The following is a 15,259-nucleotide window of genomic DNA, read 5'->3' on the forward strand; positions in this document are numbered from 1 at the left end:
TCTACGCAGCTCTGGAAACTGAAAACATGGCCGCGTAACTAACGACAATCAGCCTCCGGCAAACCCGGCGCGGTTCAGTAGCTTCAATGTCTTCAGATGGTGGGCAAGCAGGATCTTTGGGGCCTCAGTCATGCGGCATCCTCCGACAGCAGCGAGGCGCAAGGCCCGTCTGATGGCCACGTGAAGGTCGTCGATGTCGAATGTCTCCAGCAGGCGCAGAACCTGGACATATTCCCGGCGCCCGGCCTTGAGCATCCGCGCCTCCATCAGGCGGCGCAGGGTCGCGAACTCCGGCGGCAGGTCCCATTCAGCCAGCGGTGCCGCCTGATCCAGGGCGTTCGCCATTGTGCTCGAACCAATGGCGCCTTCAATGGCTCACTCTTGCGCTCGATGAGCGGAAGGTAGTGGACTGGATCGAAGACCATGTCCTCGCGGTCGTAGCAGCGTGGATGGCGGGCGATGACTTCACCTCCGCAGCCGATCACGACGTTATCGACATACGCGCGGATCCACACGTCGCGATGGCCGTATGCCACGGGCACCGAGTAATCGTTGGTCTTATAGCGCACCAAGGCTTGGGAACTGACCCGCCCGGTAGCCTGGTCGCAGGCGTCGAACGGGGCGGCGGGTAGTTCGGTCATGGCGGCCAGATCTCGCGTGAGGCGGTCCCTTATGGTCTCTGACTGACCCCGCAGGACATCCGCCTGACGTTTGCTGCACTGCTCTTTCAGGTAGGCGTTGAAGGCCTCCCAGCTCGGGAACCGCGGGACCGGCACCATGAAGTTGCGGCGGGAATAGCCGACCAGCCCTTCCACGTTGCCTTTGTCATTGCCCTTGCCGGGGCGACCGTAGCGGTCGCGGAACAGGTAATGCGACAGGAACCCGCTGAAGAGCCTGGCACGCTGACGTGTGCCATCAGGTAGGATCTTTGCGACCAGACAGCGGTCGTTGTCGTAGAGAACGGATACCGGCGCCCTGCCAAAGAAAGCGAAGGCGTGGACGTGCCCATCCACCCAAGCTTCCGCGGTCGCGGCCGGATAGGCCCGCACGAAGCAGGCGTCGCTGTGCGGCAGGTCCATGCAGAAGAAATGCGCCTTCTGTTCCATGCCGTCTATGATGACCACCGCCTCGCCGAAGTCGGCTTGCGCATGACCGGGAGGATGCGCCAAAGGCACGAACATCTCGCGGACACGCCGTTCGCGCTCGCGAATGTAATCCTTCACGATCGTGTAGCCGCCGGTGAACCCATGCTCGTCACGAAGCCGCTCAAAAACGCGCTTCGCCGTGTGGCGCTGCTTGCGATGGACCCCGCGGTCCCCCTCAAGCCAGTTGTCGATGATCTCGGTGTAGCCATCCAGCTTGGGACGCTTCACAGGCGCTGTGCGGCGGTATCCAGGCGGCGTCGAGAACGACATCATCTTGGCCACAGTGTCGCGCGAGATGTTGAAATGGCGCGCAGCCTCTCGCTGGCTCATGCCCTCGGCGCAGGCCAGCCGAACCTTCCGATACAAGTCCACGGTGAAAATCCTCCCAGCCTCCCTGCAACCAGAAAGGCTTTAAGGTGGACGACTTTTGCGCCGCCCGCAGCAGGATCATCTCGCCACTACCCTGGCCGACTTTCTCACCGCCGTTCTCACGTCTGGAAGTTGTCGTCAAAGCTGACCATGCTGACGCCGATCGTCTCGGCCTGCGCGGTAGTGGTCAGCAGCGCGGCGAGGCCGGCAGCGAATGCGAATTTCTTCATGGTTTTCCTCCCTTTTGAGTGCCGGCTCACCCTGGAATACATTGCCGGAGAAGCGTGTTGCGATGTCACAGGTCGACTTCAACGCGCCCATTCGTGATGCGGACCGGATAGGTGCACAGGTTTTCGCAGGCCGGGGGCGTCTCCACCTCTCCGGTTCGGCAATCGAAGATCGACGAATGTTTCGGGCATTCGATGGTGGCTTCGAACACCAGACCGTCGGATAGGTGCACATCCTCGTGGGTGCACAGACCATCGGTGCAGTAATAGCCATCTTGATGATCGCGGATGATCACAAAGGTGCGGTCGCCGTGGTCAAAACGGATCACATCTTCGGCCTCGATATCGGTGGTTGCGCAGGCATCAATCCAAGGCATGGGTAAATCTCCTCTGTCCGTCGGAATGACGGTTCTTTTCGGCTTCACGCCGGGGCAGGTTTTATTCGGCGGCGGTGCGGCTGGCGTTCTTGGCTGCAATCCGTTCCTTCTTGGCGCGGTAGCGGGCCTTCATCGCCTCATCGGCCTGTTTCGAGCCGTCGTGGAAGGTGCCAAACCACTTGTCGATGGGGATCAGGCCATCACCGTAATTGACCTCGAAATACTTGTGGTGGAGGTAGTGGATATAGGCGTGGCTATCCAAAGCAGTCTCATCGGTGATCTCGACCTTGTCAAAGCCCACATGCCCCGGCACTGCTCCAAACCCCGCCACATGCAGCTGATACAGCGCAATGATCGGGTTCGACGGGATGATGAGGTGATAGAACATCGTCGCGAAATAAAGCGCATGTTCGACCGGGTGCATGGACAGCGACGACCAAGGGCTGGGGTTGACCGAGTTGTGGTGAACGGAATGCACCCACTTGTAGAGGAGCGGGGTATGGATCAGCCGGTGAATGCAGAAGAAGTGGAATTCGTGGATCACCGGCACCAAGAGCGTCAGCACCGCCAGCCAAATCCAGTTGTCGGCCCAGGACAGCCACGGCGCGTAGCCATTGGCAAATGCCCAGAGCACGATCACCTGTGTCGCCGTCCAGATCGGCACGCCCGACAGGAACCCGCGCAGCATGTTGTCGATATTCTGGCTCTTGAACCAGAACACGTCCGAGGGCTGCTCTGACGGGAATTTGCCATTGTATTTGAAGCGGTTATCCTGCGTGCGGCGGGCATAAAGCTGAAGCTCGAAAGCACCGTACCAAAGGAAGACGGCGACTACGTTCACCACGAACAGTTTCAGCACCCAGCCCCAAGCCAAGGACTGCATCACCTCGATTGGCGGCACGATCCAATGCCACCATATCAGCGCAGAGACAAAGAACATGACGTTGTAGGGGAACAGGTAATGCGGCAGCCATGCCAGCAGCTTGGCCGGTTGCGGGGGCCAGACGAACAGCGGCGCAGTGCCAGCCGGTTCATTCGGGGCCCAGTTGCCACGCTTGTCGCGGGTGCCGTATTTCAGATCGTCCATCTTCGTCTTCCTCAAAAGGTGTCAGCTCGGGTTTGGAAGTCGTCGTAGGCGGCAGCGTCCATACGGACCTCGTGCCCCCCCTGAGGGTAGCTGCCGGCTTGCACGTCCTCGGCAAAGGCACGGAAGGCGGTCACGCGTTTGACCTGCAGCTCGGCTTCGAGCGCTACAAAATCAGCGTAGCGCTTTGCATGTCGGGGATAGTGCCCAGAATGGGTTCCAAGAACATCGGACGAGAACAGGTATTGCGTGTCGCATACATCTCCGCAGCCCATGCCCATGGTGATCGCGCGCGTGCTGCGCGTAATGTAGTCGGCCAGTTCCACAGGCACGACTTCGACCTCGATGAACGCAGCGCCAGCAGACTCGAGCTCCCTCACCTTGCTCAAGACTTTCAGCGCCTCATCCGCCGTCTTGCCGATCGCTCGGAACCCCGTCCATGCAGCGAGGTTCGGAACCAGTCCAACATGGCCAGTCACTGGGATACCCTCATGTGCCATGGCCTCGATGAACGTCGGGGATTGAGAGCAGTAGACCGCATCCGCGCCACGTTCGAGAATACGGAACCCTTCGCGGACTGCCTCTGTGGCCGAGGCAACGCTCCCATGCGGCATCCCGGCAGAGATGAAGGCACCCGGCGCGGCGGCGCGGATCGGCTCCAAGGTGTGATCGGGCTCGCAGGACAGAACGCGAATTCCCGCCTCGACACAGGCGGCGGCCTCTGCGCCACTATCGACATGCATCTGCAGCCATTTCTGCTGCCCTTTTCGGGACAGAAGTTCATGCACCGAAAGCTTGCTCGGCATGGTTCGGACCTCCCTGTTCGCGAAGTCAGATTATCCGACCTGCCTCCGGGACGCCCGCTTTGCATTGATTAGATCAGATCAAAGCGTCTCGGCCATGATCGTTGTGAACCGGATCGGCGGGTTGTCGACCGGGTCCGACGTCAAACCGATCTGGTGCAACAGCAGGTCCGTCGCGCGGCGCGCTTGCGCCTCTGGCAATTGATCGAGGATCACATCAGCCGTTCCGCGTGACAGCGCCCGGCCGGTCAGGTCGTTCAACTCGTGCCCGACGAAGAAGATGTCCCGCCCAGCCCTTTCCAAGGCCTGCAAAGCGCCCGGATTTCCTCCGCCGCAATTGTAGATGGCCACCAGATCGGGCCAAGTCTTCAGCGCCGCAGCCACCTGAACGGCGCTTGTATCATCCTCATCCCGACCGAAGAGTACCTCCTGGAACACCAGCCCCGGGCGTGGATTGGAGAACATGTAGTCCGAAAATCCGGCAATCCGGTCCCGATGAACCTGATAGATCTGGCTATGGCACAGCGCAACAACGCTACCCTGCGCCCAGTTCAGCCGCGACACCATGCGCCCCGCCATACGCCCGGCGGCAAGATTGTCGATTCCGACAAAGGGCGCCCCGTCGATATTGCGCGTAACGACTTGCACGATAGGCAGCCCCTGCCCGTGCGCCATCTGCAGCGCTTCGCGAATGCGCCGATTGCCTGGCGCAGCAATGACAAGCCCGGACCGATGCAACTGCGGGCTTTCAATACGGCGGACGATATCGTCTGGGCAATCTTCGTCCATAAAGGTCAGATGCACCTGTATCGCCGGATCGAGGCTGGCGGCGATGCGCCGAAAGGCATTCGCCAACCGCGCAAAGAACGAACTGTCCGGCCGGACGAGGATGACCTCCAGACGCAGGATCCCCATGTGCCGCTCCGGCAATCTGCCGGGCCAATCCAGCTTTCGCGCGGCGAGGATGACCTTTTCGGCTGTCTCCTGGCGCACGCCACCGCGCCCGTTGAGAACACGTTCGACCGTAGCAGGCCCGACCTCAGCCAGCCGGGCTATGTCAGAATAGGTTGGCTTGGACATGACCTACCTAAGCGGCTTCTCCTTGGCCTGTTCAAGACCCATCACGGAGCGACGTTCTTCACTTCATCAGATGCGCGACGGGCGGTGCCGCAATAAACCGCCATTTCCGCAGCGGACCGGCCATGACGTTCAGGTAGTACAACTCGAACCCATACGGCGCGCCGCAGGGGTGGTGCCCGCGCGGGACCAGCGTCACGTCGCCGTCATGCACGGCCATCGTCTCGTTCAGCTGCAAGTCGTCGGTATAGACCCGCTGCACCGCGAACCCGTCAGCGGGGTTCAGACGGTGGTAATAGGTCTCTTCGAGATAGGTGATGTTGGGGAAGTCGTCCTCGTCATGGCGGTGGCTGGGGAAGGACGACCAGTTGCCCGCCGGGGTGAACACCTCGGTCACCAGCAGGCTGTCGCAGTAGTCCTCGTTTTCCATCGCGATGTTGTTGATATAGCGGGTGTTCGTGCCCTCGCCGCGCTGGGTCAGCGCGATCCCCTCGGGGCCGATCCTGCGCGCTTCATGCCCGCCTTTGCCGGGCGCGGCACAGACGGCGATAATGCAATCGGTCGTGGCTTCGGCGGTCCAGTCCGTGCCGTTCGGCAGATACAGGGAATGCGGCGGGGTCTTTTCGAACACGCTCATCCGGTCGCCCAGCTCGCCCCAGTCCTTGCCCGCGCCGGTGAACTTTGCCTTGCCCTCGACCATGACGAGGATCACCTCGGTGTCGCCGGTCTGCTCGGAGACCACGTCGCCCGGTCGCAGCCGATAGAGGCCAAAGCCGACATAGCGCCAACCGGCGGTCTGCGGCGTGATCTCGTGGACCTTGCCGTGCGTGCCGAAGGGTTTGCGAAGAAGATCAGTCATCAGAGGTCCTTTCGTCATCGACCGGGGTCCACGTCAGCACCAGGACATAGCCCGCCCACAGGCCAACCGCGCCGAACATCATCGCCCATCCCGGGCTGCCGGTCAGCAACTCGACCAACGCCCATCCCAGCGCCAACACCACGGTCAGGACGCGGCGCCAAGCTGGATTGAAGAAGGGATGGCGCAGATCGAACATCCTATTGCTCCACGGTCAGGCCGGACTTGTTGCAAATCTCGACAATGTGGTCGAAACCGAGTTTGGAATACTCGTAGGGCGGGGCCTTGGCGGGGTCCTGTTCGGCCTCGACGACGATCCAGCCCTTGTAGTCCATCTTTGCCAGACGGTCGGTGATGGCCTGAAAGTCGATGCAACCTTCGGGATCGCCCGGCACGGAGTAGACGCCAGCGGCGACGCCATCGAGAAAGCTTTTGTCCTGCGCGTGCACCCAGTCCAGCACCGGCTGGCGCACGTCCTTGAAGTGGACGTGGTGCACGCGGTGACCCCATTTGTCCAACACGGCCAAGGGGTCGGCCCCGGCGAAATGCAGGTGGCCGGTGTCATACAGCAGGTGCAGATCGGGGGTGGACCCCTCCATCAGCCAGTCGATGTCCTCGGCATCCTGCACCATCGCGCCCATGTGGTGGTGATAGGCCAGCGGCGTGCCGCGATCCGCCGACCACTTGGCCAGTTCGGACAGCTTGGCGGTATAGGCCAGCACCTCGTCACGGGTCAGCTTGGGGCGTCGGGAGACCGGCGTGCCCTGATCGCCCTGAATGGTGTTGGAACACTCGGCGTAGACGATGCAAGGCGCGTTCAGGGCCGCGAACTGATCGACCTGCTGGCGGATGGCGTCTTGTTCCGTCGCCAGATCATTCACCATCAGGTTGCCCGAGCACCAGCCACCACACAGGGACACGCCGTAACGGTCGAGATAGGCGCGCAGGCCCTCGGTATCGGCGGGCATCCGGCGGCCCCGCTCGACCCCCATGTAGCCGATCCTCCCTGCATCCTCCATCGCGCCTTCGGTGGTGAAGGCAGCGGTCAGTTCGGGCAGGTCGTCATTCTGCCACGCGATTAGCGAGATGCCGATTTTCACTGTCATATCAGTGTCTTTCCCAAAAGGCGGTCAGTTGACCAGCCGTTGCTTCGTCATGCCGTCAAGATAGGCTGCGTAGGCCGTGTTCACGCCATCGTGGTCGCTGACCGCAGGCACCGCCACGTCCCACCAGTGACCCGCATCGCCAAAGCCCGGACCCTCGGCCGGGTTGGTCTCGATCACGATGACCGTCGGGATACTGCGCCCGCGCGCCTTGGCGATCTCGGCCTCAAGCGCCGCGATATCCGCCGCCTTGACCGCATGGGCGCCCATGCTTGCCGCGTGCGCGACATAGTCGATCTGCGGTTGTTCCTCGACATTGCAAGTCTCGTAGAGGTTGTTGAAGGACGGCCCGCCGCAGACCAGCGTCTGAAGGCGGTTGATGCAGCCATAGCCCCGGTTATCGGTCAGCACGACGGTAAAGGGCACGCGGCGCATGACCGCCGTGGCGAGTTCGCTGTTCGCCATCATGTAGCTGCCGTCGCCGACAAAACAGATCACCTCGCGCTCCGGGCTGGCCAGTTTCAGCCCCATCGCCCCCGCGATCTCATAGCCCATGCAGGAGAACCCGTATTCCATGTGATAGCCGGCCTGGCTGGGCTGCCAGAGCAGCTTCAAGGCACCGGGCATGGTGCCGGCTGCGCACATCGCCACGGCATCCTCACCGGTCGCGCGCTGCACCGCGCCGATCACCTCGGCATCGAGCGGACGATAGCCCTCGCCACCGTCGCGCGGCTGACAATGGGCGGTGACAGCGTCCAACCAATCGGTTCGCAGCTTGGCATCGGGTGCGCTGGCCGCGTGGTCGCCCAAGGCCGCGCCGATCTTTTCCAACGCCACTTTCGCATCGGCGACCACCGGCACCGCGCCGTGCTTCACCGCGTCATAGGCTGCGACGTTGATCGACACCAACCGGCGCGCGGGGTTCTTGAACAAGGCCCACGACCCGGTGGTAAAGTCCTGAAAGCGCGTGCCCACCCCGATCACCAGATCGGCGTTTTCGGACACGGCATTGGCGGCTGCTGACCCATCCACGCCCGACGCGCCAAAGTTCATCGGGTGCGCCTGCGCCAAGGCCGACTTGCCCGCCTGTGTTTCCACGACGGGGATCTGGTGCCGCGCCGCAAAGGCCCCCAGCGCCTCCTCGGCCTGCGAGTAGATCACCCCGCCACCGCAGACGATCACCGGGTTTTTCGCCGCGCGGATCAGGTCGACCACATCCGCCAGCTCTCCCACATCCGGCTCGGGTCGGCGGATGCGCCAGACCTTCGGCGCAAAGAACGCCTCCGGGTAGTCATAGGCCTCTGCCTGCACGTCCTGGCAGAAGGACAGTGTCACCGGCCCGCAATTGGCAGGATCGGTCATCACCGCCAGCGCACGCGGCAGGCAGGTCAGCAGATGCTCAGGCCGGGTGATCCGGTCGAAATACCGGCTGACGGGCCGGAAGCAGTCGTTGGCCGAGACGGTTCCATCGTCGAAATCCTCGACCTGCTGCAAGACAGGATCGGGCCGTCGGTTGGCAAAGACATCGCCCGGGATCAAGAGCAGCGGAATGCGGTTCACATGGGCCAGCGCCGCCGCCGTCACCATGTTTGTGGCCCCCGGCCCGATCGAGGACGTCACCGCCATCGCCCGCCGCCGCTTCGACGCCTTGGCAAAGGCAATCGCCGCATGGGCCATGGTCTGTTCGTTCTGCCCGCGCCAGGTCGGCAGGCTGTCGCCCGCGTCATGCAAAGCCTCGCCCAGACCCGCCACGTTGCCATGGCCAAAGATCGCCCAGACGCCTTCGATAAAGCGCTGGCCGTCATCCGTCATCTGAACCGAAAGCCATTTCACCATCGCCTGCGCGGCGGTCAGTCGGATTGTTCCAGTCATGTCTGTTCTCCTCAGGCTGCGTTCAGCCGTGCACCGGCACGCGCATCGTCCCAGATCTTGCACAGTCGGGTGAAACGCTCCGCCATCTGCGCTACGGCCTGCTGGTCGTTCATGTCACTCGTCATCCACGCCCGCGCTGCGTCGCCAAAGATCGTGCGGCCCACGGCAAAGCCCTTGACCAGCGGTTGCTTCGCCGCCAGCGCAAAGCTGGCCGCCAGTTCCTCCTCGGGCGCGTCCAGCCCCAGCACCACGATGCCCCGCGTGCGCGGGTCGTTGCGCTCAATCGCGTCCACCGCGTTCTGCCAAGCTGCGTCAGTCTTGAACGGCTCCAGCTTCCACCAATCCGGGTAGACCCCCGCATCGTAGAATTGCTGGATCAGCGTCGCGGTGGTGGTGTCATCGACCGGGCCGACCTTGGACGGGATCACCTCCAGCAGGAATTCCAGCCCCGCGCGGCGGGCGGCCGTGAACAGGCGCAGGACGCGTTCCTCTTGCAGGTCGCGGGTGGTCGCGTCGTCGTCGGGGTGGCAGAAGACCAGCAGCTTGACCACATCCTCCACCGCCCATTCCTTAAAGCGCCCAAAGTCGAGCCCGAGATCCTTCTCGAATTGGATCGGGCGCGAGCCCGGATCCTCGGTCGGGCGGCCGATCCACAGACCCGATCCGCTGGCTCGATGCAGGGCAGACCGCCCGATCCGGTTGTCGCACAGGATACCATAGCCCGGCTGGCCGTTCTGCACCTTCAGCGCCGCGTCGAGACACAACTCCTTGAATTTGCCGCCCTTCTCGGGTGTATACCCCGCCATCTCCTCCAGCTGCATCCGGTGGTCAAAGGCAAAGGTCCGCAAGACCTCCGCCTGCGCGCCGGGGCGCGTGTGGCGGTTGGTCGCCCAATGCACCTGCTCCAGCTCGGCGTCGTTGCGCAGGTCGGGCTGGAGGAGGCCGCGTTCAAAGAAGAATTGCAGCTCCTCCCAGCTGGGATAGGCCGGCGTGCAACCATGCCGCGACACGGCAAAGGCCCCGCAGGCATTGGCGTATTTCAGCGCCACGGGCCACGGCTCGCCGTCCAGCCAGCCCTTGAGCAGCCCGGACATGAAGCCGTCCCCTGCCCCAAGCACGTTGAACACCTCGATCGGGAAGCCGGGGCCGGTCTGGCCATCGTCGAGGCTGTCCGGGATGTCACCCTCGAACGCCACGGCCCCCATCGGCCCGCGCTTGCAGACCAGCGTCGCGCCGCTGACGGCCCGCACGGCGCGCAAGGCGGCGATGGTATCGGTCGTGCCGCCCGCGATGTGGAATTCCTCCTCGGTGCCGACGATCAGGTCGAACAGGTGGAGCGTGCTTTGCAACTGCGCCGTCACCTCGGCGCTTTCGGCAAAGCGGCTTTCGCCATCACCATGCCCCAGCACCCCCCACAGGTTCGGGCGGTAGTCGATGTCCAGCGCGGTCTTCACCCCGTTCTCACGCGCGATGGTCAGCGCCTTCAGCACCGCCGCCCGCGTGCGTTTGTGGGACAGATGGGTGCCGGTGGGCACGACGGACCGGGCAGAGGTGATGAAGTCCGGGTCAATGTCGTCTTCGCACAGCGCCATGTCGGCGCAATTCTCGCGGTAGAAGATCAGCGGAAACTGTTCCTGATCGCGGATGCCCAGAATCACCAAGGCCGTCAGCCGCTCAGGATCGGTCACGACGCCCTTCGTTTCGACCCCCTCGCGCCGCAACTGTTCGACGATGAACCGCCCCATGTGCTCGTCACCGACCCGGCTGATCAAAGCCGACCGCAATCCCAACCGCGCCGTCCCGCAGGCGATGTTCGTGGGCGACCCGCCAATGTATTTGTCGAAGGAGGACATGTCCTCCAGCCGACCGCCAATCTGCGCGCCGTACAGGTCAACGCCCGCGCGGCCAATCGTGATTACGTCCAAGGGTTTCGACATGGGAAGGCTCCCGTCAGTAAAGGCGCCGGATCGCTGGTGACCCGGCGCGGGTATCGTTTCAGTTTGCGGACAAGGTGACGGCTTGACCTGTCTTGGCGGATTGCAAAGCGGCATCTGCCAGTTCAAGCGCACGCAGCCCGTCGAGACCGGTTGTCGGTGTCGCGGCACCGCTTTGAACCGCCTCGACAAACGCGGCGATTTCGGCGGCATAGGCAGCGGTGTAGCGCGACATGAAGAAGTTCAGGAGCGGCGGCTTCGTGTAGCCATCGCCATTTGCGATCTCGATATTCGCTTCTCGGTGGTTCATCGCCGAGACGGACCCGGCAGAGCCGTGCACCTCGATCCGCTGGTCATAACCGTAAGTGGCGCGGCGGGTGTTGGTGATAGTGCATTGCTTGCCGGACGCGGTGCGCAGGATGACGTTGACACTGTCGTAATCCCCCAGCTTGCCGATCTCGGGATCGGTCAGGACCGAGGCCTGTGCCATCACCGTTTCCACCTCTTCGCCCAAGAGCCAGCGCGCCACGTCGAAATCGTGGATCGTCATGTCGCGGAAGATGCCGCCGGAGCTTTGGATATAGGCGGGCGGCGGCGCGCCCGGATCGCGCGACGTCAGGGTGACCATCTCGACCTCACCGATGCGACCCTCGTCGATGGCGGCCTTGAGCGCGCGAAAATCCGGGTCGAAGCGGCGCTGGAAGCCGACCATGAGCGTGCCGTTTTCGGCGGCGACGGTTTCGATCACCTGACGGGCGCGGGCCACGTCGAGGTCGACGGGCTTTTCGCAGAACACCGCCTTGCCAGCCTTGACGAAGTCTTCGATCAGGTTGGCATGGGTGTCGGTGGGTGTGCAGATGATCACCGCGTCGATGTCATCGGCTTGCCGGATCTCGTCGATGGTGCGGATCTCGCAACCATACTGATCGTGAAGGGCCCGCGCCGCGGCCTCGACCGCGTCCGCGATTGCGACGAGCGTCGCACCCGGGACCGAAGCGATGGCGCGTGCATGGACCTGTCCTATCCGGCCAGCGCCCAGGATTGCAATGCGAAGGGTCATTCTCGTCTCCTTGAGAAAGGGTTCATAGTGTAACTGTGGCGCCTTGCGCGGCGCTCCCCCGCGCGGCGTTTAGAACTGCAACCGTGTGCAGAGCGCTTTCGGGGCTGACTGGCGGAGCTGTGCCCACCTTTACCGCATCGACGAATGCTTGATAGATTTCGACATAGCGGGTGCGGACCGACGGGATGCGGCGGGCGCCCTCAGCAGTGTGGAGCGTGCCCCAACTGGCTTCCGGCTCCGCCCCCCAAGCAGGGTGGTTTTCGACCGGCAGATCGCCGTTCAATACCGCTCTGATCTGCGCATCGGCACCTTGCACGACAAAGGCCCCCTTTGCACCATATGCGCGCAGATCACGGGCAAAGAGGTTGTTGGCTTTGCTCGCTTCGATATGGCTGTGTGCGCCACTGACATGGCGCAGAGTGATTGCGAAGCTCACCTCGGTGCGCCCGCCGGGCACCGCGCCGTCGACCAGCTGTGCGGTAACCGCCTCGGCCGGACCAAGCAACCAGAGCATCTGATCGACGATGTGCGTGCCCAAATCGCCCAGGAGCCCGCCTTCGGGTCCGGGCAAAAGCCCGTCGAGCGAGGGGAAATCCATCCTGTTGTGCACACGGCTGATTGGGCCGAGCGCGTCCTGTTCGATCAACGCGGCCAAGGTGCGCAGATCGGCATCCCAGCGGCGATTGTGAAACACGGTAAGCACGACACCCCGGGCCTCGGCAGCAGTGATCATGCGGCGCGCGTCCTCGATGTGGTAGGCAAAGGGCTTGTCGGCCATGACATGCAGTCCGGCCCCGATTGCCTCCAATACCAGAGCCACGCGGGTTTGCGGAGGGGTGGTGATGGTCACAGCTTCACAGACGCCTGCGGCGATCATCTCGCCGAGGCTGGAAAAGACGGGAACATCGGGCAAGTCCGCCCGAATGTTGGCGACGGTGGCTGGCGCACGGGCCACGACACCTGTGATCTCGGCCCCTGACGCCCGGACGAAGGGCGCGTGGAACCAGCGGCCGCCAAAGCCATATCCAACGAGACCGAGTTTCACACCGGCTCCCTTCCTGACCAGAGATTTGCAAGGCGGCGCATCAGCGCCGCGATTGGCAAGATCGCCGGGGGCAATGCCCCCGGCAGGTCTTCACGCTGCGTCGGCGTATTCCGGCTGGGTCTTCGCCCCCGTTATATAGGCTACGACGTCCTCGCCGGTGATATCCTTGCCGCGAATGTCGAGATTGGCGCAGATGCGCCCACGGCGGAACACCACGATCCGGTCGCAGAGGTCCATGACTTGCCGCATGTTGTGGCTGATGAGGATCAAGGGTTCCCCCTGTTCTTTCAACGTGCGGATGATGTTTTCGACCTGTGCGGTTTCCTGCACCCCAAGCGCCGCCGTGGGCTCGTCCATGATGGTCAGCTTGGAATGGAAGGTCGCGGTGCGGGCGATGGCCACACATTGCCGCTGGCCGCCGGACATGCGCTCGATCGTGCCCCGAATGTTGGGGATCTTGACGCCGGTCTTCTCCAGCGCCCCCAGCGTGCGCTCGCGCATCGCCTTGTAGTCGAGGATCGAGAAGGGCCCGAACTTGAACTTCACCAACTCGCGGCCCAGGAACAGGTTGTCGGGCACATCCAATTGATCGGCGAGGGCCAGAGTCTGAAAGACCGTCTCGATGCCGGCATTGCGGGCATCCATCGGGTTCTCGAAATGCACGGGTTTGCCGTCAAAGATGACTTCGCCGCGCGTGCGCTGTTCGACCCCGGTGATCTGCCGGACGAAGGTGGATTTGCCCGCGCCGTTGTCGCCCATGATCGCCACGTGTTCGCCCTTGCGCAGGGTGAAATTCGCATCCTGAAGCGCATGGACGCCGCCGTAATGCTTGGTCAGGCCACGGGTTTCGAGGATCACCTCGCCCGACGGCGCCGCGCCATGAGAGAAGTCGGTGCTATGGATGTCTGTCTGTACGTCGCTCATCGTCTCTCTCCCTTATCCGCGCATTGCGGCGCGCTGGCGGCGCCATTGGTCGAGAACCACGGCAGCCACGATGATCCCGCCCTTGACCATTTCCTGATAGTAGGCGTCGAGCCGAAGGTAGGTGAAACCCGAGATGATCACGCCAAAGATCAGCGCGCCCAGCACGGTGCCGACAATAGAGCCGCGTCCACCGGCCAACGACACGCCTCCGATCACGGTCATGGCGATGGCATCGAGTTCATACATCACGCCCATGCCAGCCTGAGCCGTCAGGTTCTTCGAGGCCAGCACCAGCGCCGACAGGCCCGCCAGCATCCCGGCGATGGTGTAGACCAGCACCTTGTGGCGGTCGACCTTGATGCCCGACATGCGCGCCGCATCCTCGTTCGAGCCGATGGCATAGGTGTGCTTGCCGTAGACGGTGTATTTCAACACGAAGTGAAACAGGATCGCGAGGCCGATGAAGATCACCACCGGCGACCAACCCGCCATGCCGTTGCCGATGGCGGCAAAGGATTCGGTGGGGAAAGAGATCGGCTGCCCCTTGGTCCACCACTTCGCCGCGCCGCGGGCCGCCACCATCATGCCGAGCGTGGCGATGAAGGGCGGGATCTTGGTGTAGGCGATCAGCAGACCATTCATCAGCCCGGCCAGCACGCCCACCGCAAGCGCCACAAGGATCGGCACGATCACCGCCAGATCCATCCAGGCCTCGCCAAAGACCGCCTTGGGGTTCGGGTTGCCGTTGACCAGCGCTGTCTGGGCAAAGCTCATGGCCACCATCGCGGTCAACCCGACGACGGATCCGGGCGACAGGTCGATGCCCCCGGAAATGATCACCTGGGTCGAACCGATGGCGATGATGCCGATGATCGACACCTGAAGAATGATGATCTTGAGGCGCACCATGTTCAGAATGGTGCCGTCCCTGGCCGTATTGAAATCGAAAAGCAGGCTCTGGCCGTTCATGTAGGGCAGCACCTGACCCAGAAGCTCAAAAATCGCGATGATGGCGATCAGCGCGATGAACACGTTCATCTCGTTCGGCCAGCCGCGTTTCTTCGCGTCGAACGTCAGACCGCCGATCCCATGGGACACCTCGGACATCATATTCCCTCCCTTTTGTGCGACCTCGTCAAAACCACCCGATGGCGTCGTGACCGACCAGTCGCTGGTCCGATGCTACCATGCGGAAGCACCGAAATCCGGTTTGGCGTAAAAGCCGGGAAGGCGGAGCCCCCATGGCTCCGCCCGCAGACCGCGTCGTGCGATCCTCAGTTCTTCGAGGTGTAGTCGGCGAGGTTATCCGGCGTCACAAGCTCGAAGGGGATATAGACCTTCTGCGCCACGTCCTCGCCCCTTGCCAGTTTCAGCGCCGCATCC

General features: G+C 62.9%; 13 protein-coding genes and 1 pseudogene. All 14 read right to left on the reverse strand.

Going from position 1 to position 15,259, the window contains the following annotated elements; genetic code table 11:
* Positions 1-141: 141 nt before the first annotated feature.
* Positions 142-1,517: pseudogene (istA, locus tag ACN2XU_RS23540) on the reverse strand (IS21 family transposase); the annotation flags it as partial.
* A 292-nt stretch (positions 1,518-1,809) separates the two neighbouring features.
* Positions 1,810-2,118, reverse strand: coding sequence for a MocE family 2Fe-2S type ferredoxin (locus ACN2XU_RS23545; protein WP_419412796.1), 309 nt, complete (start codon positions 2,116-2,118; stop codon positions 1,810-1,812).
* Between the two features lie 61 nt (positions 2,119-2,179).
* On the reverse strand, positions 2,180-3,205 hold the full coding sequence (locus ACN2XU_RS23550) for a sterol desaturase family protein (RefSeq protein ID WP_419412797.1): 1,026 nt from the start codon (positions 3,203-3,205) through the stop codon (positions 2,180-2,182).
* A gap of 11 nt (positions 3,206-3,216) precedes the next feature.
* Entirely contained in the window at positions 3,217-4,008 is a 792-nt protein-coding gene (locus tag ACN2XU_RS23555; protein ID WP_419412798.1) for a 3-methyl-2-oxobutanoate hydroxymethyltransferase, read from the reverse strand.
* A 78-nt stretch (positions 4,009-4,086) separates the two neighbouring features.
* The gene (locus tag ACN2XU_RS23560) at positions 4,087-5,085 is read right to left on the reverse strand and encodes a LacI family DNA-binding transcriptional regulator (protein WP_419412799.1); all 999 of its coding nucleotides are present in this window, start codon (positions 5,083-5,085) and stop codon (positions 4,087-4,089) included.
* A gap of 58 nt (positions 5,086-5,143) precedes the next feature.
* Positions 5,144-5,941 (reverse strand): 5-deoxy-glucuronate isomerase, encoded by a 798-nt coding sequence (gene iolB, locus ACN2XU_RS23565; protein WP_419412800.1) that lies wholly within the window; start codon positions 5,939-5,941, stop codon positions 5,144-5,146.
* Positions 5,934-6,137, reverse strand: coding sequence for a hypothetical protein (locus ACN2XU_RS23570; RefSeq protein WP_419412801.1), 204 nt, complete (start codon positions 6,135-6,137; stop codon positions 5,934-5,936). Before ACN2XU_RS23570 ends, iolB begins: the two co-directional genes overlap by 8 nt.
* Before the next feature lies 1 nt (position 6,138).
* Positions 6,139-7,044: a myo-inosose-2 dehydratase gene (gene iolE / locus ACN2XU_RS23575; RefSeq protein WP_419412802.1), complete on the reverse strand. Its 906-nt coding sequence runs from the start codon at positions 7,042-7,044 to the stop codon at positions 6,139-6,141.
* Between the two features lie 24 nt (positions 7,045-7,068).
* Positions 7,069-8,913, reverse strand: coding sequence for a 3D-(3,5/4)-trihydroxycyclohexane-1,2-dione acylhydrolase (decyclizing) (gene iolD / locus ACN2XU_RS23580; protein ID WP_419412803.1), 1,845 nt, complete (start codon positions 8,911-8,913; stop codon positions 7,069-7,071).
* Between the two features lie 11 nt (positions 8,914-8,924).
* Complete coding sequence (locus tag ACN2XU_RS23585; RefSeq protein WP_419412804.1) at positions 8,925-10,850, reverse strand: bifunctional 5-dehydro-2-deoxygluconokinase/5-dehydro-2-deoxyphosphogluconate aldolase; 1,926 nt, start codon at positions 10,848-10,850, stop codon at positions 8,925-8,927.
* A 58-nt stretch (positions 10,851-10,908) separates the two neighbouring features.
* On the reverse strand, positions 10,909-11,907 hold the full coding sequence (gene iolG / locus ACN2XU_RS23590; RefSeq protein WP_419412805.1) for an inositol 2-dehydrogenase: 999 nt from the start codon (positions 11,905-11,907) through the stop codon (positions 10,909-10,911).
* 22 nt (positions 11,908-11,929) lie between these two features.
* The gene (locus ACN2XU_RS23595; RefSeq protein ID WP_419412806.1) at positions 11,930-12,952 is read right to left on the reverse strand and encodes a Gfo/Idh/MocA family protein; all 1,023 of its coding nucleotides are present in this window, start codon (positions 12,950-12,952) and stop codon (positions 11,930-11,932) included.
* A gap of 90 nt (positions 12,953-13,042) precedes the next feature.
* Positions 13,043-13,876 (reverse strand): ATP-binding cassette domain-containing protein, encoded by an 834-nt coding sequence (locus ACN2XU_RS23600; protein WP_419412807.1) that lies wholly within the window; start codon positions 13,874-13,876, stop codon positions 13,043-13,045.
* A gap of 12 nt (positions 13,877-13,888) precedes the next feature.
* Complete coding sequence (locus tag ACN2XU_RS23605; RefSeq protein WP_419412808.1) at positions 13,889-14,983, reverse strand: ABC transporter permease; 1,095 nt, start codon at positions 14,981-14,983, stop codon at positions 13,889-13,891.
* Positions 14,984-15,259: the final 276 nt, after the last annotated feature.

This window comes from Pacificoceanicola niger (genome assembly GCF_048553275.1).
GTDB lineage: Bacteria > Pseudomonadota > Alphaproteobacteria > Rhodobacterales > Rhodobacteraceae > Pacificoceanicola.